The sequence below is a fragment of the Flavobacterium sp. TN-1 genome (genome assembly GCF_052828645.1).
The window spans coordinates 2,450,697-2,469,755 of record NZ_CM128253.1 but is presented as its reverse complement, the minus strand read 5'-3'; the positions used below and the strand labels follow the sequence as shown (position 1 = coordinate 2,469,755).

Sequence of the window (19,059 nt, the reverse complement as noted above, 5' to 3'; positions counted from 1 at the left end):
ATTTAGTTTTCAATATTTTAAATAATTCCATAACTGGCAAGCCGTTGCGGGTCACCTTCTAAATAGGTAGCATTTATAAAATGCTCTTCGACAAATCCTACCACAAAATCGCCCGATTCTAAAACGTTATTATTAGCATTTGGTGCTACTTTAAATATCTGCAACTGCCCGACGGGTACAATTCGTGGGTTTTGCTGACTGATTTGGTTGATGCTTTCATAGACTTGGGTAATTCCTTCAATCTGATTGATTGGGATTTTTTCTGACTTGTGCCAAAACGAATCCCATGTAGCACTGAATTGTTCTTCGGTTGGTTTCGAACCTGTTTTAAACCATTTTTTTATGTTTTCTTTCGCTGTCATAGTTCTGTGATTTCGAAATGAATTCTAATAGACTGTACTGTTGATGCAGCTTCGTACAAGCCTACTTTAAACTTGTTGGTGTCGATGATTTTGAATACAGGATTTCCAGCGTCGTCGTCATTCGATATAGTACCTAAAGATTCGACCATTAAGTTTACTTTATAATTAACTGATGGCATTGGATTCAAAAAGCTTACATCTATATAATGATTACCTCCATCGACATAAGATGCTACAACAGCAGAAACACAATCCCCAAAGACAGGAAGGTTTGAGCCTACAGGCTGTCCACCTGTAATATCACCTAAAGTGAAGTACCCTTTGTTTTTAATAGGATTATTGAACGTTGGACGTTTTTCAAGCTCTATAATTCTATCAATTAAGCTTTGAATTATCGTTTTGTCAGCTTTTTTAGGCAACTCTTCATTAACTGTTTTTAAATCCGACGTGAGCTGTATGGTCGATTTTGGGCGTTTGAAATCAGCCCAATTAAAAGTAACTGACCCAATTCCAAACATTGCTTTTCGAACGAATAGAACATCTTTGTTTGTACCGTCTTTAAATTCCCTTTTATAAGCTGTTTCAGTAATTATAACAGTAGGTCCTTTCAGACCTCCAACAAAGTCAAGCACTTCACCGTTGATATACACAACGCCATCGCTCACAGTACCATTGCTTTCCTGACATCCTTTCAAGATGGCAAAATTCCCCGCTAGTTCGCCCAAGCTGTTTAAAAGTTGCCAGCTTGTTTGCATATCTTCTAAAGTTTGGGTTTTGATAGGAAAACCACCACTTTGGTTAATTTTTTGATAATTCATAGTTTTTCTATTCTGTAGCGTTTACCCGCCAGTTTGTAATATTTTATCAAATAGTTTAGTTTATGAATGTTTGCATCCACCAATTCCGACGGCACAAACACTACAAAGTCAACGCCTGTGTTTTCGTATTCATCTTCGGAAAAGACAAAAAGCGTATCATCTAAAAAAACTTCTTCGCCCTCTTCGTCTGTAAAAATGTACTCCTGTTGAAAAGAGTCTCCGTCGTCTATATAAATGCGCCTTAGTGTTTTGTCAAATTCGTCATTCAAAACGGCTTCAAGCTTGCACACTTGCCCATTATGCGCCAGCTTATACCAATCGTCGTCACGCTTCGATTTCCAGGACCTGTAAACGCTGTCAATTGGTTGTACCAAACAATGTAGAAAAGCAATTGTTTTGGGTTTACGCAGTGCTATTGGTAACAGTAATACTGCTAATTTCTTAAAGTCAACTTCATACCACATAATTCAAACTACTTTGGTTGTCTAACTCGAAATAACCTGCCTCGGGGATTGTTTTAATGTTAATACTTTTGAAACCTTCATAACTTCTTGTATCATTATTGTACTTCGAACTTTGAATGTTTGAAATGTTGACATTTTCCACGCCATCAACCTCCCGAAGCTTAGCAATTAAATCGTTTATGATTAACTCACCGTCAAATGGCAAACTTTTCAAATAATTCTTTAAAGCTAATTCTACCGACTTTGAACCAGTTCGAATGTTTACGCCATCATTACCTATAACCAAAGGATTCACGTAAATTTTCATCTGCAAAAGCAGTTTATCGGCGGGGTTGTTCACGATTAAAAACTTCACACCCGCATAGCGTATTTTTTTGATGTAATCCGTAAAACTAACTAGTTCGGAATCGCTTAATTTTCGCAAAATATCGCCTTGTTCGCCTGCAATTTTGATGATTAGTCTTGAACTTTCCACGCCTTCCTCGGGTATGGAACAATACTTCACAATCTTTGACGCTTCAATTTGTTCAGATGTAGCATTTGAGTTATTAAACTGGTCGTCGTCAGGCAATAAATCAAACCCCATTTGAAAGGCTAACGCCATATTTCTGTACCATCTTGCTGTGCCAGGTTTATATTCGTAAATTGCGGTGTCTATTTGGGTTTTATGCGTATCCATCAATTTTTCAAAAGTTTGAATAACGGCAGCATTAATTCTCGTGAAACGATAAAATAGATTAGCTGAACTCAAAGGAGCTTGTATATCTAAAACCGAACTGGTATATAATTCGTTTAAAATTTGATCGTGTATTTCTTTTTCAGTTCGTGCCATTATCGTACTATAAAACTTGAGTTTATAACCATTTCGCCAATGCCTAGTGGTTTATCGTATTGTGTTTGTTCTAATGTCAATCCCGTTGCGGGTTGAAGGTTTCTAGCCTCTAAATATTTTTTGTTTTTTTGGTTAATTGCTATAGTGTTAGGTATTTCTACCTCTTGACCGCTTTGTAAGTCATCGGTAATTGATGAATTGTTATAGAATGCCAATGGATAAGCATTAGAGGCATCACCTGTATAAATGCTGGCTACATCGAACCAGTTCTGTAGCACCTTAACTTTTACTATCATAATTAGCGTCTATTTCTAAATTTCCATCATTCCAACTCAAAGAGTTTACTATCATTCCATCGGCTATAAACTCCTGTCTGATCTCACGCATTAAGCTCTCTGGATTATGCATCTCAGCGTATCGTAAAGCTCCCACGCCTCGGGTAATATTTTCTTTGAATTCGCCTTTATCCACCATAATCAAAATTTTTTGATGCTGGTGCGTGCTTTCTCCAAGTACCAAATCGTTACCTTGAATAAGCAAATCCATATCGTCGTCTAGCATTATATCCTTAGGTATCATTTAAACTTATTTTAAAAGGGATTTAAGTCGTGTTTCAATAGTTTCAAAGTCGGCTGAATTATTTAGTATTTGCGTTGCGCCACTCTGTGCAGTTGCAGTTCCTGTAGTGCTTACTGTAAAACTCATCGCTTTTATATAGCTAACTAAATCGCTAAGAATTGCTTTTAAACTTTCGTTTTCTTTTTTTAAAAGAAACCCTTCTTTGTCAATCTCTAGTAGTGTTTCTTCTACGTAGATGCCTACTTTTTCAAGTTTATCACAAGCGATAACTAACCAATCTTCATCATCTTCAATACGAACCGCAAGCACATAAGAACCAATGGATGGGAGCAACAAAATACTTTTGTTACTACTTTGTACAGGTCGAAGTCTTACGGCTGGTATTTCCTGACCGTCCTCATCTTCAAGGGTACAAATCCAATTTTCCTTGTCAATTGCCTTAACCTTGGCGATATTGCTTACTGCAGGACCATACTGCGAGGCTAAATCTTGAAACCTTTTTCTAAACTCTTCGGGTGTCATGGACTTACGTATGTTAGTTTTATATTTTGTCTACCGCCACTTTTTGAAAATTCCCCCTCAATGCTTTCAATGAAAAAAGTACCTGACTTTTCAGGGTAGCGATACCCGTCAACTTCCACGAGCATTCCCTTTATCATATAAGGTTCTAAAAAACAATTAATACCGCCCTCATATCCCTTATAGTTACTCTTTGTTTGTAAACGATTGGCAATGTCTTTTAAAACATCTGCAGGGAAACCTTGCTTTATTTTTACGGCTTTTTCGTTACTGTATTTTTCAACGTCTGCAGGTGTTTTTTTTACTTCACCCGTGCCTGATTTCTCTTTAATAACTATTTTAGTTGTTTTATCGATTTTACGCTGTTTAAAATCATCATCTTTTATTGTGTTCCAGCCTAATTTTAACTTTACTTTATTTTGTAGCTTACCAAACTTTGTTCCTACATATAATTCATTAAAATTGAAATAAACCGCTAGTTTACATTCCTTTTGCAACCATTCTAAAACTTGTAAACCCCCAGCATTTTTAAAACGAACGTTGCTTAAAGGTATATGAGGTATCTTATCCGCTAGCTTTATTATCGTTCCTTGGCAAACATCAGTTAAAAGCTCTTTTACCGTGGTACTTGCATAGGTTTTACTAAACACTACATCATACAATTGGTAACTATAACCTTCGCATTCTACCTGTAAAGGAGTCCCTGTATTTACTCTTTTTACAAAACCTTCAAATCTTTTTTCATTTCTGCCGTCATAGCCTAGAGCAACTGAAACAAAGTCATTTTCTTGAATTAAATAATCATTTACTTTTTGCCCCTCGGTGTTAGTTTTATCATTTTTTAGATAACTAATTCTAGGTAGTTCTATAGTACAAGTGTCTATAAATCCATTTACATCTGTTTTCCAAACTACCTTGGCAGGTTTTACTTTTTTTAGTCCACCAATGGTGATGTCGCTGGTCATGTAAAACATATTATTCTAAAATTAAATCATCAATAAAATCACTTTCACACGTTAGGCTAAAAGGTCTAATCCAATGTGCTTTGCCTTGTACTTCGGGGAAGTCGAGCGTATTTATCACAATCTGGCAACTTTTATCCAGGAACAATTCAGGATAACCGCCGTGTAATGAAATAGGCTCTTGGCTTTCAAACAAATCCTTTAAAGCTAAAATTTCACTCTCAGGAAATTTTCTGTCTTTACCAATCAAAAAACCTTTAATGGTGAATTTGTAATCTTCAATTGAAAATTGTTCTTTCACTGTACCCTTGCGCTCACTTACTGCCGTTTTTACGATGTTTTTAGCCAATTGAACATTAATTGTACACGCATCTATTTCCAAAACCGCCTCTGTGGATTTCCAAAACGTGACAGGAAACCAAATAGACCGACCGTATAAACCAACCTTATTTAAGGCAATTTGATTTTTTGTATAATGAATAAAATCCTTTGCGTAATTATTTTGCTTGAGCCCCGTATAATTGACCTCTTCACTTTTTTCTTTTACACCGTCTTTATTTACGGAGAAAGGTGTTGCGTTGAAATAGGTTTTATAAAGTCCTACTAAGTTTATTACATTACTCATTTTAAATTACCTTACTTGTGTCTATTAATGTTCTGCCTAAAAATTCAGAAACAATTTTATATATTTGTTCCGCCGTTTCCTGTGCGTTCATTGTATAAAAGTTCAATCCATCGGCATATTTCTCTACATAAATATTTATCGTTTTAGGACCTCCACCTGATACGGTTACTCCTGCACTTTTTCCTGAGCTTGAATTTTCTTGAGCTAGTTTACCTCCAGTAATTAAAGGGCTGTCTTTTATTGGTTCATCCTTGGCTTTTGCAAGCAGTAGTTTTTTGGTTGCCGTTACCTTTATATGTTTTTCGTCGTCTGACCATAAATCTTTAATCATTTTATAAGCCCACTCAACTTTTTCAAAAAAGGGCAATATGAGTTTATCCCAAAGCCAAACCAACGCATCAGCCATTTTACCAATAATTCCGAATGTTTTTTCTAGTAACCAACCTAAAAAGCGAAATATATCTTTTAATAGTTCACTTTTCTTAATAAACTCAATTACACCTTGTACAATATGCCATATTTTAGCCAGCATATTTTGAGCATGGTCAACAACTACTTTGAAAATGTCACGAACAATCGTTACCCAGTCCGACCATTTACTGGTGCCGTTTACAAGGCTCATAATCCAGTCCACGGCTTTACCAACACCATTAGCCATCATATCAATATAGGGCTGAGCTTTTTGTATAGCTGGAGCTATACTATTACTAAATCGAACGGCTAAATCAAGGAGCTTGTTCATCACAGGCGAAAAGGCATCACCTATATCTGTAGCCGCATTACTAAGGTTATCCTTAAACGTACTCCATTTAACCGCTTTGGTTTGCCCTTGTGCTTCGAGTGCTCCAGCATAAATACCGCCTTTAGCTCTAGCCATTTCTAACGCTTTGGATAAATCAGTATAAGAGACGTCCATTTCACGAACTTGCGCAATGCTTTTACCTGTGGACTTGGATAACATTTCGTAAATGTTAATTCCCGCCATTCCAAACTGCTTAATATCCATAGCCGTAGCTTTACCCACGGTTTTTATTTGTTGCATATTAGCTGCCATTCTCGATAAAACATCGTTACCACCACCCACAGCCGCTACGGCATTGGCTAGGTTCATAGTGTCTTTTCTAGCATCTGTAGCATTTAGCTTTGCCGAAATAAGAGCTCTATTAACTTCTAATAAAGAGGCTGTGTCAAAAGGAGTTACGGCGGCATCTTTTCTAATATTAGCGTAAGCATCATTCGCTCCTTTTTCACCTAAAAAGGTTTTCAAACCCGTAATGGCTTGTTCTTTATCCATAGAGCCTTGAATCATAGCACCTACACCGCTACTAACTGCCCCCGCAATTGCGCCCATAGCCTGAGTGGCTACACCACCAACCATAGAACCTAAAGCAATACCGCCAATTCCTAACCCTTTTTTATCACCGCCCGAACCCATACCCGAACTATGATTGTTTGTCTGTCGTTGCAATAAGCTCAATTCTCTTCGAGCTTCACGAATTTGCGAAACTGATGTACTATTACGAATCGTAGTTTCCACTTCTTGAATTCGCCTTTGTATTTCGGAATAACTTTGGGCTAAAATTCGATTCCTGCCTGTGAATTGTTGCGCTTGTTGATTCATGCGAGAAAAGGCACTTTGTGAGGTGGTGGCTAATTGATTCAAGCCACCACTCATCATATCACGCATTCTTACAACAAACTCAACTGTACTACTCATCTTAAATTTTTGTTTTCATACCTTTTTCCCAAAGTTCCAAGGCTATTCCTGTTCTGTAAAAGAAGGTTTCACAACCCCATTCTTTTAAAGCATTAGCTCCAAATTGCATACTCCCAAATACAATAAGGAAATCTAAACCTGCTTTGTTTTTTTTGCAGTCTTCTTTTCCTTTTTGGCTAAGCGCGAAAAAACTCGCCTTTTTTCCCCTCCAAGAAATTATTTACTTGTAAGAACACAAACATAAAGTTGTCTTCATCCTGGATAAGTTCGTAGTCTCCATCAAGCCATAAGGTTTCTACAATCATTAAAACCGCTTTACTCATTCCTACAGTTCCCACACTCATTAGATACTCACCCAAATCCTCAGCTGTAGGCGGTCTAAGAACTGCTAAATAATTTTCAACTTTCAAGAAAATTAACAGGCGATTACCATACATTTGTTTCCATCCGTCCAATTGCGGTTGTCCGAAACGTTCAATAAACACCTCCATTTTATTCTCAACCACTTTCGGCTCTTCTTTTACTTTTTGTTCCCCTTTTGCTCTACGAGCTTGAAAAGGATTTGCATTTGATTTATTCATTTTTATGAGTTGTTAAATTTGTTTGTAATCAATATTCATAGCGATGAAAGGGAGTGTGACCTCTCTGTATTTTGCACCTTGTTCTAAATCCGCTCCCGTTTCGGTGAAGGCTACACCTGTAATGGTATAAATATTAGTAGGGTCAGCAATTCGCTTTTTAAACGAACAGATTAGAACAATAGCTTCGTGCGATACTTCGGTAATATCATCGTACCCTGCTAAAAAGGCGGCTTTGTTTAATGCATCAGCTTCAAAGCCTAGTACTTTTATACTTCCTTCGTACTTTTTGTTCCCGCTTTGTATGTCTATAGGCTCATCGCCAGCACCGTACAAATGTTCCTTTTCAATTGACTTTTTTAAACTAAAACCACGCAGTCCTTTGATGCTTCGGTTTAAGATTTTTATTTCAAATTGCGCCCAAGCGCATTCAGAAGATGTTAAATTGATATTCATACTTAAATGCTTTTAGTTAAACCCATAGTTATCGCAATCCAAGTCATATAACCTAAAGGTTGTATTTTGATTTGCATGCTTAACGTGCTGGTGTTTATTAAATCTTGATCGGTTGGGACTAGTACGTCAACATTGCTTATTTGCCCCTCCATTTTAGAACGGATTTGAGCTTTTACCAAATCCTCTAAATAAGTTGCATCGGCTTTGTTAATGCTACCATCTTTCTCCATTCGTACCGAAGTTTCAATAAGTGCGCTAGTGGTAGCCGTTGCTATTCGTTGGGCTTTGTCCATCAGTCTGCCATGTACTAATATTCGATAGTCGTCAGCACCAGCCATTGTATCTACCGAGTAATAATAACCAGCAGAACCTTCACGGCGATGCATAATGATATAACCAGCATCAGTTAGCGCATCCAATTCCTCATTATAGAATTGCTCAAGAGGTTTGTTGCCTATATAGGCATCTGTTAAGGTTAAAGCTCCGTTTTGTCCATTTCCTAACTTGATATGCGCTGGATATTTGACCGCTCGAGCTAGAGCAGTAGCTACATTAGCCGAACCATCGCCGTATGAATTTCCTAAAACCACTCCGACGTAACTGTTCTCCGCCCCTTTACTATTAAAAGGGGTTTTTGCAATATCATTGGTTCGTCCTTCAATTAATAATCGAATAGGTCGGTTAATAGATTGTTGATATTGACAAATGGATTTACTGCTTAGAATTGCGTCTTCTACGTCCTTATCTAAGAACTTCCCCGCCACCATTGTGTAACTTGGAGCTGGTTTACGACAAACTCCTAAAAGCGTGATTCTACCTTGCGCTACCGTCAACAGTTTTTTTACTCCATTGGCATTAGTGGCATTAACCATATTGTTTAAAGTCATGGTATCTTCTACCCCCATAACCCATAGTTCTTGGTTTCCGCCTAGTTCTTGATAAAAGTCCTTGATTTGACGGTGTAAAAAAGGTTCATCTGCTTCGGTGTACCCTTTTTTTAGAGCGTCTTCATAGCCGAAAACGGTTTTTATTACGCCTATGTTTACCGCTTTTTCAGCCGTTGCAACAATTCCAGCAATACTGTCTAAAACTACTATTTGACGCTGTAGATTACCACTAGTGACCGCTACGTTCACTTTAGGCGTTCCGTTTCCTTGTGCCATGATTATTGGTTTTTCTCGTTTAAGATTCTACTTTTTTCTTTCTCGATTGCCTCTACTAAATCCTGTTTTTTCTGCGTAGGTGCTTCCAAATTCAAAGAAGTAAACAAAGTTTTTATCTCAGGATATTCAGATTTTGTTGTATCGAAATTTAAAATATCTTCTTCACTGAATTGATTCTCTTGTTCTTCTTCCTCTTCTAAATCATCAAATACAGGAGTTTCTTCCCCTCTTGTGAATTTGTCAACTGCATCATCCTTTAGCGTATTGGCATAACCTGCCGCACTCCCTTGTGTGTGAAATACTCGGTTATCACTTGTGATAAAACATTCAGTATTGCCTGCGTGACGCTTAAAATAGTCTTGCGCCAATTCTTTTTTATCTTGATTCATTTCAATTTGTTTTAAATGATTTTTAAACAATTTTTAAAAGTCTTAAAAAGGTTATGATTAAGATGAGTAATACGAGTCCTATAAACACTCTACCCATATTAATTTGGGTAGTTTGCCACCACGTTAATTCCCTTGGAACATATTGCGTTTTAATTTTCAAAACGGTTTTAATTCGCTGGGTGTGGTTCTCCTTGAGTTGAACAGGCACTTCTTGCGATTCCATCTTACATTTTACAGTCAAATAGTTATCCTGTAATTCTACTCCTGGTATTTTCAATATTTCGCCCGGTGTAACGCTGATAGGTCTGTTAATTACAACTTTTCCGTTTTGACACTCTAGTAGTGCCTTATAAAAACTACTATCTTGTTTCGTTTTTATAATGGTGTCTCTAAGGGTTTGCACCTTAATGATAGTGTCGTTCGTTTGGCTTGTAACTGTTGGAGCTAGGGAACTTTTACAAGCTCCCAGCATTCCAACAAGCATTGCAAACAACACAACTCTAAACAAACTAATATTTTTCATACTATATATTTTTGACAATTGAAAATGCATTCCATCGGGTTTGCTCCATTTTCCACCCCATTCAAATCCAGCATCTGTAAAACATTTTACTAAAGCGGCACTCATTGTTGGTTTAGCTCCAAAAGCGTTTTCCTTTTCGTTTATATCTACGGCTAATCCCCAGCTGTGAATGGATAAAGTGCTTTGACCTCTTTTTCTACGGATGCAAAAACAACCATTCCACGAAATAACTTCGGATGTTAATTCTCTATCAATGATGTTTTTAAAAGCCTTTTCTAAAGGTGCTACCATTAATTTATGGCAGTATATTTTTTGTGGTAACACTGGTATTTTCACCCTGATAGCCTCAGGCACTTTCCATACTACCATATATTTTATTTCGAAATCTATATCAGGTTTTCCGAATGCCTTTGTACAGGCTGTTGATGTTATCATAGTTTACCGTCAAGTTGTTTATATTTTTGTAATTCTGATACTAGGCTTTGATTTATACGCATTAAATCATGGTGCTTTTCTTCCAACTTCATTAATGCCTCTGTTGCTTCAGCTAAACGTTTAGCCATGTCATCTAATAATTCACGGTAATATTTAACTGCTTTTACGGCATTATCCAATTCTTTCCCTCGATCTTCAGCTAAATTTTTTCGCCTTGAAAACACCCACATGATTAAAGAGGACAAAAAGGCGGTAATTGAATGTTGAAAAATTTGTTCCATGTTGTCTTTAAAAAAGGTTTCAAAAAGAAGCCTTTTTGCTTATGTTTCTATTCTATGTTCTATTAAGAGCTTTGCACGACTAAGGCAATTCCTTTCCAGTCTTCACGACGGCAACGACCTCCCATTTTTACTAGTCCTGAATGAATGTCGCCGTAGTATAATGGGTTGTCAAAATCTTGAAATAATTTTGTATCACCCACCGATTTTGTCACGCTGTTTTTATGCCAAAACAAACTGGCTAGATTATCCGTCGCCCCTAGTGCTTCTCCTGGTAGTCTAAAAGTACCATCTGCCTTTAAGGCTAAAACAGAACTACGCTCTAAGAAGGTAAAACCAGCAAATTTCCCAATCACTCCATTAGCTAAATCAGCTGTCGCTTGAAATGCCGCCATTTGATTACTCGATAAACTATCCACAAACTCTTGTTGCATATAACTTTCCAACATTGCGTAACGGTTATCTTTAGGCACGTTATCTTTGTCAAATTTTGCTTTAACGGCTTGAACTTCTTTATAAGTCATTGCCTTACGGCTTCCTGTTTGTCCATCTTCGGTATTAACCGCTGTTGATCCACCAGTTGTAGCAAATCTTCGTGAAGTTGGAATATACTCTACAGTTACTCCTCCGCCAACCGTAGGTTTTAATCCTCTAACCCATGAGAATAAAAGTTCGTCACCAATAGTTTCCGCTAACGTGTCCGTATGGTCAGCAAGTACACTGTCCTGTTTTTCGTAGCTGATTTCTAGTTTTTCAGAAGTTAATACTGCGGTTGGGTCAGTTGTAAATACATCAAGTACATAACTAATAGCGGTATCGCCTCGTTGAACTGCCGTAGCCGCTCCAAAACCTCTATTTTTAACCACATTGGGTTTTGCTCCAGCTTGCGGAATATACACAACCGCTCCACCTACTACATGTGCAGATTCATCAAAACATAAATTTAGATGCGGGTTAGTACGTCTTAATTTTTCCACGATATAGGAGTTCCAGAACTCCTGTGGAATTTTAGGGTTTGCCATATTTAATTGGTTTTAAATTTTTCTTTTCTTAAACTCTCGAACAAATCAGGGTACTTAGTTCTAACTATTTCAAGTTCATTACTCGCATATAAATCATCCCACGATTTACCCGCAAATTTTTCAGGTACTGCACCTGAATCTAAATTGTCCATAAGTGACATTTGTGCTGGTAAAGCATCGATTAATTTTTTTAAGCCACTTGGATTAGCCTCGTAGTCTGCTAACAAAGTATTAGCAAGCTCAACGGTTAGTTTTTTATCGGCTTTACCCTTTGCAATTAAATCCTCAACCTCTTTCTTTTGGGTTGCACTTTTCAAGCTGTTAAGCTCTGTAGTCTTATCGCTTAAATCTTTTTCTAACTGCGGTACTTTAGCCGCCGTGTCAATCAAATTGGTTACCGCATTTAGTACATCCGCTTCCGCAGCGGAATCACTTAAATTGAGTGCCGTCAAAATTTGTGCGGCGTTCAGTACTGTTTTACTCATAGGTTCTAAATTATTTGTGAAGTCTGCAAGGTTTAGCGCATTGTCATTCTCATCAAACAGGTTTGCTAATGCGTTGTAATTTCCAGGAATGTCCACTAAGGATATTTCACGAGGAAACCACTTAGTAACCGTTGGCTGTGTTTGTCCTTCCAGTTGTAGTTCTGGAGCGTTTGTGGCTTCTAGGACGACAATTCGCCCAACCGAAGCGGCGTTTAAAAACCCGTTTTCAATTTCTGAAACGGTTTGCTCTCCCTCAGGATGTGATAAGTTTATAACAGGCTTAGCCATTACCTTATCACCTTCTAAACGAAAGTCCTCCCAACGCACAACAATACCATTGTCACGATTATGCATTTTGAAACCTATAGGATTTCTTTTTACTTCATCCAGTAGTAAACCAGAGGTTAAACATCTATAACCGTACACGTTTACCGAGTCGTCAGTTAGACAAAATTCCTTATCGATTTTCTTTGCTTTCTCCACCTTGCGTTTTTTTGTTGATGCAAACTTGCGAATAGTTGCAAACCCTTGAAAATTAACAAGTAAGGATTGCATAGTTTTTTCTTTAAAGGTGAATTTGTGGGCATTTTTGCACTATAAAAGAGTAACAAAATGGGGATTCAGAAGAAAGAAGAGAGGGAGTACGCACGGATTCTATACGTCAACGAGAGAATTACTTATAAGGAAATTGCTAGTCGTGTAAAAGTCACCGAAAAAACGGTGAGCAAGTGGGCGGAAGAGGAAAACTGGGATAAACTCAGAAAAAGCCTTTTGACAACTAAACAAAACCAGCTTACGCATTGGTACAATCAGCTCGAGGCAATTAATGAAAAAGTAGCCTCACGGGATAATATCCCAACCAATACAGAAGCTGATACAATGAGTAAGATTACTTCTAACATTCAAAAATTAGAAGTTGAAACTAACCTGGGCGAATACATCGAGGTAGGCATGAAGGTTTTAACATTCATTCAAGAGATACACCTTGAAGATGCGAAAAAATTTAAGAATTATTACGACGAATTTATAACTGCCAAATTGAAGCATGGCTAAGAAAAAGATAAGCAATAAAGCGTATTTAGACTTATGGAAGCAGTTTTCCGCTAATATGGATAATGCTACGCCTATAGATTTATCCGAATCGCATTCGGATAAACTAAAACGCATCAAACACTTAGAGGCTAATCCCGAAGAGTGGTTTAAATATTACTTCCCGAATTTCTATACCAGTGAGCCTGCCGAATTTCATATAAAAGCCACCAAAAGGGTTTTAAAAAATGCTGAGTGGTACGAGGTGCGCTCTTGGGCACGTGAGTTGTCAAAGTCGGGGCGTACTATGATGGAGGTTGTGTATCTGGTAATGACTAAAAAGAAAAAGAACATCCTTTTAGTTTCTAATTCCTACGACAATGCCGAACGTCTATTATTGCCCTATAAGGTAATTTTTGAATCCAACAATCGAATTATAAACGATTACGGCGAACAAAAAAAGATAGGTTCTTGGGAGTCGGGCGAATTTAAAACGCGAATAGGGGCGTCCTTTCGTGCCTTGGGTGCTGGACAATCGCCAAGGGGTACAAGGAATGAAAACTTTAGACCCGATGTAATTCTTATTGACGACATCGATACAGATGAAGACTGCCGAAATTCTGAAATAATCCAAAACAAAATAAACTGGATAGAACAGGCTTTAATACCAACACGTTCAATATCAAACGGATTACTAATTATCGTTTGCGGTAACATTATTGCTAATTATTGTTGCGTTACCGAAATGGGTAAAAAAGCCGATAGATGGGACGTGATAAATATTAGAGACAATGAAGGTAAAAGTACCTGGCCTCAAAAGAACACCGAAGAAGCCATAGACCGAGTTTTAAATACTATTAGCCACGAATCTTCACAAAAGGAATATTTCAATAACCCTATGGATGGAGGTGATACGTTTAAGAATATTCTTTTTGAAAAATGTCCGCCTCTTCGCTCTTGTAATGGTGTGGTTATCTATGCTGACCCCGCTCCAAGTGATTCAGAGCTTAAACAATCATCCAGTAAGGCTGTGGTTATTTTAGCTAAAAAAGGATTGTTTTACTACATTTATAAAGTTTGGCTTGATCAAATGACAAACGCAAAATTTTGTGAGTATTTATTTGAAGCTCATTTGATTTGTAAAAATGCACAGGTTGACCCTGTGTATGTTTATATTGAAAATAACAAGCTTCAAAACCCTTTTTATGAACAAGTGCTTTTGCCTCTCATTTATAGAATTTCGCAAGAAAGACAAACGGTTTTGCCTATTCGACCAGATGAGCGAAAAAAGCCCAATAAGTACGTGCGTGTTGAGGGAACACTAGAGCCACTCGTGCGATTGGGATACTTGCTTTTTAATATTAAAGAATTGATGAACCCACACATGGAGAGACTCGTTTCACAGTTTAAAAACTTTAGCCCTAAAGCCAAAAAAATAGATGGTCCTGATGCCGTGGAAGGAGGTGTGAAAATTCTTGAAAATATTGAAATCACACAAGCAACGGGCAATATTGAAACAATTCCAAGAAAACCAAATAAACACAGAGCTTAATTATGTTAGTGACTATTGAAGATTTAAAAACGGAAATGTACACTGAGGTGCTCTCAGTAATTTCACGTGGCGACCGTGACGAACTAAAAAAACAACTTAAAGCAGCGGAGGACTTTGCTAAAGCCTACCTTTTTAAATTTGATTTAAAAGCCCTTTTTGGTGATGCGCAAACACCGCCAATAATTCATGATGAAATGCTCACAAAGGCTATTAAAGTTATAGCTAGCTATTTCATTGTCCGAAAGGCAAATCCTAGCGGAAGCATCGAACTCTTTCGGGAAGATTGGCTTTTGATGGTTGGAACGGAGAAAGAACCAGGATGGCTAACCGATATAAAAAAAGGTATAATAGTTCCCGACTGGCCACTAAAACCTGATAATCCCCAAACGGTAGAAGACGAAAGTCAAAAGGTAAACGGGTTTTTTTGGAACTCTGAAAAAAAACGAATTAACAGATTTTAAACGATGGAAAAAAAAGACCAACAATACATTATACACGATTTAACGCTTGTAGCTCCTGACCGTAATCGTAAAGATATTGCTAACTTGAAAACTGCCGTAATAACAGCAGAAGCCATACATTACCCAAGCCGTGTGCAATTGTATGACTTATACCATGACCTACTTTCTATGGATGGTTATTTAAAGGGAGTTGTTGAAAAAAGAATCAATTCGGTAGTAAACAAGAAAATTAAGTTTACTAATACGCAAGGGCAAGAAGATGAGAATTTAACCAAACTGATTACTTCTTTGCACGGTCGCAATTTAATTACCAAAATTATTGAAAGTGAACTATGGGGAATATCAGGCGTTGAGTTTAAAATTGGCGACGAATTTGCTTTAGAGGAAATTCCACGCAAACACATTAAACCCGAAAAAGGAATTATAGGTAAAAGCCAATACAGTATTAGTGAAGCAGATGGTTTCAAATACGACGACATGCCTATGGTGTGGGTTATTGGAAATAAAACAAATTTAGGCTTATTGCTAACTTGCTCCTTGTATGCCGTTTACAAACGTGGTAATTGGGGGGATTGGGCGCAATATGTTGAAATATTCGGACAACCTGTACGAATTGCTTATTATGATGCCTACGATAATTTAACCAAAGAGGAATTAAGAAAAGCACTTACTGAAAGTGGTACATCACTGGCTATTATGCTACCCAAGCAGGCGCAATTTGAAATGAAAGACGGTAAGGCTAGTAATGGCGACGGTAAACTTCAAGACACCTTTAAAAGGGCGTGTAATGAAGAAATGGCAATTGCTATTTTAGGGAACACCGAAACCACATCGTCAAGTAAAAGCTCTGGTTATGCTCAAAGTAAAGAACATGGGGAACAACAAGACGAAATAACCGCCTCCGACCTTATTATGGTAGAGAACTACCTTAATAGCAAAAAGTTTTTCGCTATTCTAAAATCCTATGGGTTTAATCCCGAAGGAGGTAAATTCGCCTTTGAGTTAGAACTTAATTTAGCCAAACTTAAACAACGTTTGGAAATTGATACAGTCGTTTGTGAAAAAGTACCCATTGACGACGACTATTGGTATAGCACTTATGGTATTCCCAAGCCAAAAAATTACCTGCAGTTAAAAAAACAAATGCAGGAAAAGCAAGCAAAAGAAATAATCCCCGAGAATAAGGACAGTGAGGAGGAAAAGCAAAGCAAGGAAAAACCTCAAAAAAAACCTAAAGAAAACGTCTTAGAGGATAAGAAAAAGAAACGTTTGATGGATGGGTTTCTTAATAGATTAGCCGATTTTTTCGACCAAGCCCAACACTAGTTGGGCAAATCAACACACTTTATAGTGACTCTTGTGATTGTTGTGGTGGGTCATTACCTAATTTGGTTGACCAATCAGGGTGGAATGCCATATATGACCGAATTGCAAAAAAAATACTAGATGGAAATATCGAGGATGTACCCTCAGATTTGTATTTCAAAACGGCGGGAATATTGATGGATGCGGTTTATCAAGGTTTGGGAGCTACGCAATTTGAATACGACGACCAAAGGGCGGTTTTAGGAGCGCACCTCCAGCACAATATTTATGCTTTTAGTGCGGCTAAGTCTTTTACTCAGTTATTGTACTTTCAGGACGCTATGCTGGACGAAGAGGGAAAAATACGTAGTTACGCTTCTTATCGAAAGAAAATAGCCGATGCGGGATTATTATTTAACGACCGCTTCCTTAACACAGAATTTAACACAGCACAACAAAGTGCTATTATGGCACATAAATGGGAGGTTTTAGATACTGAGTATTTAGAGTTTTCAACCGTGGGCGATGACCGAGTGCGTCCAGAACACGCTGTACTGGATAAGTTCACGGCTTTAAAATCGGATCCAGTATGGAAAAAAATTTACCCGCCTCTAGCATTCAACTGCAGGTGTACTGTTATACCAGGAAAGAAGGTTAATAATGAAAAGAAAATGACTGCTATTGAAGCCGCTAAAGCAATAAACCCGCATATTAAAAACACGCCTTTTGATAATAATGTAGGGTTGAGTAGATTGGTTTTCAATGACAATCACCCGTATTTTAAAAATGTAGATGGTGAGGTCAAAAACCTGAGCTGGCAACAATATGGTTTGCGTTCATTAGATCAAATTAAAACTAACAAACTCCCTGAGTACCCAAAAACAAGTTTACAAGAATATTATGATTGGTGGGAAAAACAAAAAAAGCACACAGGCGATGACTTTATTTTAAGAGATGTATTAGGGCAAGACATCCTTTTTCCTTCACATGAAGGTAAAAAAAGAAAATCGTACGATTTATTTAAAGAACATATCTTAAAAAAGCAAAAAGAAAATCGTTTTGAATATGGAACAGAAGCCACTAATATCATAAAAGATCCCGACGAAATATGGTTTAATACTCTAGATGATAATTCTAGGTTTTACATTAAGTACTATGAACAAGCTACATTAAAGTTGGTTGTAAATGAAAAAATGGAAGCAGTGACCCTATATGACATTAAAGAGCAAAATACAGGAGAATTGAACAGAACAAGGAAAGGAGTGTTACTTTTTAAGAAATAAAAAAGCACCTCGTTAGAAGGTGCTTTTTAGTCAAGGCGGCGATTATAGCCGAGATTGTTTAGACCTCCTATAACCATAGTCATTTCTGACCTCTTGACACTACAAATATACAAATTTTTTAAAACCGATAACATGACACCGCAAGAATTTGAACAAGCACTTAGAAACAATGCAAGAGAGGTCAGACAATACGCCTCCGTTGCCTTCCCTCGTGTAGCGGGTGAACTTACCTTACGTTTTATCAATGGTAATTTTAGAGCTCAGGGGTTTCAAGGCGCAACCTTTAAGAAGTGGAAAAAAAGTAAAGGCACTACACTTGTGAAAACGGGTGCTTTACGGTCAGCTAATTTTTTCACTACTCAAAATGGTCAAGCTACCATTAAAAACAATATACCTTATGCTAAAACGCATAACGAGGGATTTAAGGGCGTAGTAAGCGTAAAAGCACATACCCGCAATACGTATAAAACAGAGCGTGTAGGAACGGGTTTATTTACTCGTAATGGTACGGAACGCACCCGAAGCGTAACCGTTAAAACAGGAGAAAGAACCGTAAAGGCGCATACTCGTAATGTAGATATTGAACAACGCCAATTTATGCCTATAGACCAAAACGACAGTCCTACATTAAACAATGCTATAAAAAGGGAAGTTACACGAGATTTAAAAAACTTATTAAAATAACGTATGGATTCATTTTTCGAAAAAATCTTCTTAGCTATTCAAAACCGAATTACTCAAGAAGTTCCTGAAATATTATGGATAGACCAAGACTTAGGACAATTAGCCTCAGACGAATACAGGCGTATGATTTTCCCCACGATGCTTATTGATTTTCCCACCGCTCCAGTGGAGTATATGGGGCAAAATATTAAGCTGGTGAAACCTTCAATATCAATACTGTTATTATTTAACAACTATTCGCAAACCCATCATTTAGCACCTCAAGAGGTCAAAGAAAAAGGTTTAGAGTATTTACGAATAGAACAAAAAGTAGTAAACGCACTGCAGGGATGGAATGAGGACTATTTTACTCCATTAGCTCACACCAATACCCAAAGCCGTAATAACAACGAAATAGGAATGCGTGCTCGAGAGCTAACCTTTACAACTTCATACGAGGATTGGAGCTTGGAGGATGACCAATATAAGAATGTAACTTTTAATTTTAGCGGTGAGATTATGCTATAAAAAAAGCCACTTAATAGTGGCTTTTAAGATT

General features: G+C 37.5%; 25 protein-coding genes. 7 read left to right on the top strand and 18 right to left on the bottom strand.

Going from position 1 to position 19,059, the window contains the following annotated elements:
• Positions 1-17 precede the first annotated feature (17 nt).
• The 18 genes from ACUXZJ_RS10935 to ACUXZJ_RS10850 all read right to left on the bottom strand — a co-directional run bounded on the left by ACUXZJ_RS10935 (position 18) and on the right by ACUXZJ_RS10850 (position 12,762).
• Positions 18-362 (bottom strand): hypothetical protein, encoded by a 345-nt coding sequence (locus tag ACUXZJ_RS10935; RefSeq protein WP_446194992.1) that lies wholly within the window; start codon positions 360-362, stop codon positions 18-20.
• Positions 359-1,180, bottom strand: coding sequence for a hypothetical protein (locus ACUXZJ_RS10930; RefSeq protein WP_446194991.1), 822 nt, complete (start codon positions 1,178-1,180; stop codon positions 359-361). The genes ACUXZJ_RS10935 and ACUXZJ_RS10930 overlap by 4 nt, the downstream gene beginning before the upstream one ends.
• On the bottom strand, positions 1,177-1,644 hold the full coding sequence (locus ACUXZJ_RS10925; RefSeq protein ID WP_088418382.1) for a hypothetical protein: 468 nt from the start codon (positions 1,642-1,644) through the stop codon (positions 1,177-1,179). Before ACUXZJ_RS10925 ends, ACUXZJ_RS10930 begins: the two co-directional genes overlap by 4 nt.
• Positions 1,634-2,476 (bottom strand): nucleotidyltransferase, encoded by an 843-nt coding sequence (locus ACUXZJ_RS10920; RefSeq protein ID WP_446194989.1) that lies wholly within the window; start codon positions 2,474-2,476, stop codon positions 1,634-1,636. Before ACUXZJ_RS10920 ends, ACUXZJ_RS10925 begins: the two co-directional genes overlap by 11 nt.
• Positions 2,476-2,772, bottom strand: coding sequence for a hypothetical protein (locus ACUXZJ_RS10915; protein ID WP_446194987.1), 297 nt, complete (start codon positions 2,770-2,772; stop codon positions 2,476-2,478). The genes ACUXZJ_RS10920 and ACUXZJ_RS10915 overlap by 1 nt, the downstream gene beginning before the upstream one ends.
• The gene (locus ACUXZJ_RS10910) at positions 2,756-3,055 is read right to left on the bottom strand and encodes a hypothetical protein (protein WP_446194985.1); all 300 of its coding nucleotides are present in this window, start codon (positions 3,053-3,055) and stop codon (positions 2,756-2,758) included. The genes ACUXZJ_RS10915 and ACUXZJ_RS10910 overlap by 17 nt, the downstream gene beginning before the upstream one ends.
• Positions 3,056-3,061: 6 nt before the next feature.
• Entirely contained in the window at positions 3,062-3,577 is a 516-nt protein-coding gene (locus ACUXZJ_RS10905; protein ID WP_446194983.1) for a hypothetical protein, read from the bottom strand.
• Entirely contained in the window at positions 3,574-4,539 is a 966-nt protein-coding gene (locus ACUXZJ_RS10900; protein ID WP_088418767.1) for a hypothetical protein, read from the bottom strand. The genes ACUXZJ_RS10905 and ACUXZJ_RS10900 overlap by 4 nt, the downstream gene beginning before the upstream one ends.
• A gap of 10 nt (positions 4,540-4,549) precedes the next feature.
• The gene (locus ACUXZJ_RS10895; protein ID WP_088418765.1) at positions 4,550-5,161 is read right to left on the bottom strand and encodes a DUF6046 domain-containing protein; all 612 of its coding nucleotides are present in this window, start codon (positions 5,159-5,161) and stop codon (positions 4,550-4,552) included.
• 1 nt (position 5,162) lies between these two features.
• Positions 5,163-6,878, bottom strand: coding sequence for a tape measure protein (locus ACUXZJ_RS10890; protein WP_446194981.1), 1,716 nt, complete (start codon positions 6,876-6,878; stop codon positions 5,163-5,165).
• Between the two features lie 176 nt (positions 6,879-7,054).
• On the bottom strand, positions 7,055-7,459 hold the full coding sequence (locus ACUXZJ_RS10885) for a hypothetical protein (RefSeq protein ID WP_376777271.1): 405 nt from the start codon (positions 7,457-7,459) through the stop codon (positions 7,055-7,057).
• A 12-nt stretch (positions 7,460-7,471) separates the two neighbouring features.
• Entirely contained in the window at positions 7,472-7,912 is a 441-nt protein-coding gene (locus tag ACUXZJ_RS10880; RefSeq protein ID WP_376777272.1) for a hypothetical protein, read from the bottom strand.
• A 2-nt stretch (positions 7,913-7,914) separates the two neighbouring features.
• A complete protein-coding gene (locus tag ACUXZJ_RS10875; protein WP_446194980.1) occupies positions 7,915-9,075 on the bottom strand; it encodes a DUF2586 family protein in 1,161 nt (386 codons plus the stop codon).
• Positions 9,076-9,077: 2 nt separating this feature from the next.
• Complete coding sequence (locus ACUXZJ_RS10870) at positions 9,078-9,464, bottom strand: hypothetical protein (RefSeq protein ID WP_446194979.1); 387 nt, start codon at positions 9,462-9,464, stop codon at positions 9,078-9,080.
• Positions 9,465-9,486: 22 nt separating this feature from the next.
• Complete coding sequence (locus ACUXZJ_RS10865; protein ID WP_446194978.1) at positions 9,487-10,422, bottom strand: M15 family metallopeptidase; 936 nt, start codon at positions 10,420-10,422, stop codon at positions 9,487-9,489.
• Positions 10,419-10,703, bottom strand: coding sequence for a cell wall anchor protein (locus ACUXZJ_RS10860; RefSeq protein ID WP_088418749.1), 285 nt, complete (start codon positions 10,701-10,703; stop codon positions 10,419-10,421). Before ACUXZJ_RS10860 ends, ACUXZJ_RS10865 begins: the two co-directional genes overlap by 4 nt.
• Positions 10,704-10,765: 62 nt before the next feature.
• On the bottom strand, positions 10,766-11,722 hold the full coding sequence (locus ACUXZJ_RS10855) for a hypothetical protein (protein WP_446194975.1): 957 nt from the start codon (positions 11,720-11,722) through the stop codon (positions 10,766-10,768).
• A gap of 2 nt (positions 11,723-11,724) precedes the next feature.
• Positions 11,725-12,762 carry a phage protease gene (locus tag ACUXZJ_RS10850; RefSeq protein WP_446194973.1) on the bottom strand — a complete coding sequence of 346 codons (1,038 nt, stop codon included), beginning with the start codon at positions 12,760-12,762 and terminating at the stop codon, positions 11,725-11,727.
• A 57-nt stretch (positions 12,763-12,819) separates the two neighbouring features.
• Here ACUXZJ_RS10850 and ACUXZJ_RS10845 point away from each other — a divergent pair, with 57 nt between their 5' ends.
• The 7 genes from ACUXZJ_RS10845 (at position 12,820) to ACUXZJ_RS10815 (ending at position 19,028) form a co-directional block, all read left to right on the top strand.
• Complete coding sequence (locus ACUXZJ_RS10845; protein WP_376777279.1) at positions 12,820-13,260, top strand: DUF1804 family protein; 441 nt, start codon at positions 12,820-12,822, stop codon at positions 13,258-13,260.
• Positions 13,253-14,788 carry a hypothetical protein gene (locus ACUXZJ_RS10840; protein ID WP_446194971.1) on the top strand — a complete coding sequence of 512 codons (1,536 nt, stop codon included), beginning with the start codon at positions 13,253-13,255 and terminating at the stop codon, positions 14,786-14,788. Before ACUXZJ_RS10845 ends, ACUXZJ_RS10840 begins: the two co-directional genes overlap by 8 nt.
• A 2-nt stretch (positions 14,789-14,790) precedes the next feature.
• Positions 14,791-15,249 (top strand): hypothetical protein, encoded by a 459-nt coding sequence (locus ACUXZJ_RS10835; RefSeq protein WP_446194969.1) that lies wholly within the window; start codon positions 14,791-14,793, stop codon positions 15,247-15,249.
• A 3-nt stretch (positions 15,250-15,252) separates the two neighbouring features.
• The gene (locus ACUXZJ_RS10830; RefSeq protein WP_376777282.1) at positions 15,253-16,575 is read left to right on the top strand and encodes a phage portal protein family protein; all 1,323 of its coding nucleotides are present in this window, start codon (positions 15,253-15,255) and stop codon (positions 16,573-16,575) included.
• A gap of 62 nt (positions 16,576-16,637) precedes the next feature.
• On the top strand, positions 16,638-17,837 hold the full coding sequence (locus ACUXZJ_RS10825) for a minor capsid protein (protein ID WP_446194967.1): 1,200 nt from the start codon (positions 16,638-16,640) through the stop codon (positions 17,835-17,837).
• Positions 17,838-17,969: 132 nt separating this feature from the next.
• Positions 17,970-18,521 (top strand): hypothetical protein, encoded by a 552-nt coding sequence (locus ACUXZJ_RS10820; protein WP_446194965.1) that lies wholly within the window; start codon positions 17,970-17,972, stop codon positions 18,519-18,521.
• Between the two features lie 3 nt (positions 18,522-18,524).
• Entirely contained in the window at positions 18,525-19,028 is a 504-nt protein-coding gene (locus tag ACUXZJ_RS10815) for a hypothetical protein (protein WP_446194963.1), read from the top strand.
• Positions 19,029-19,059 lie beyond the last annotated feature (31 nt).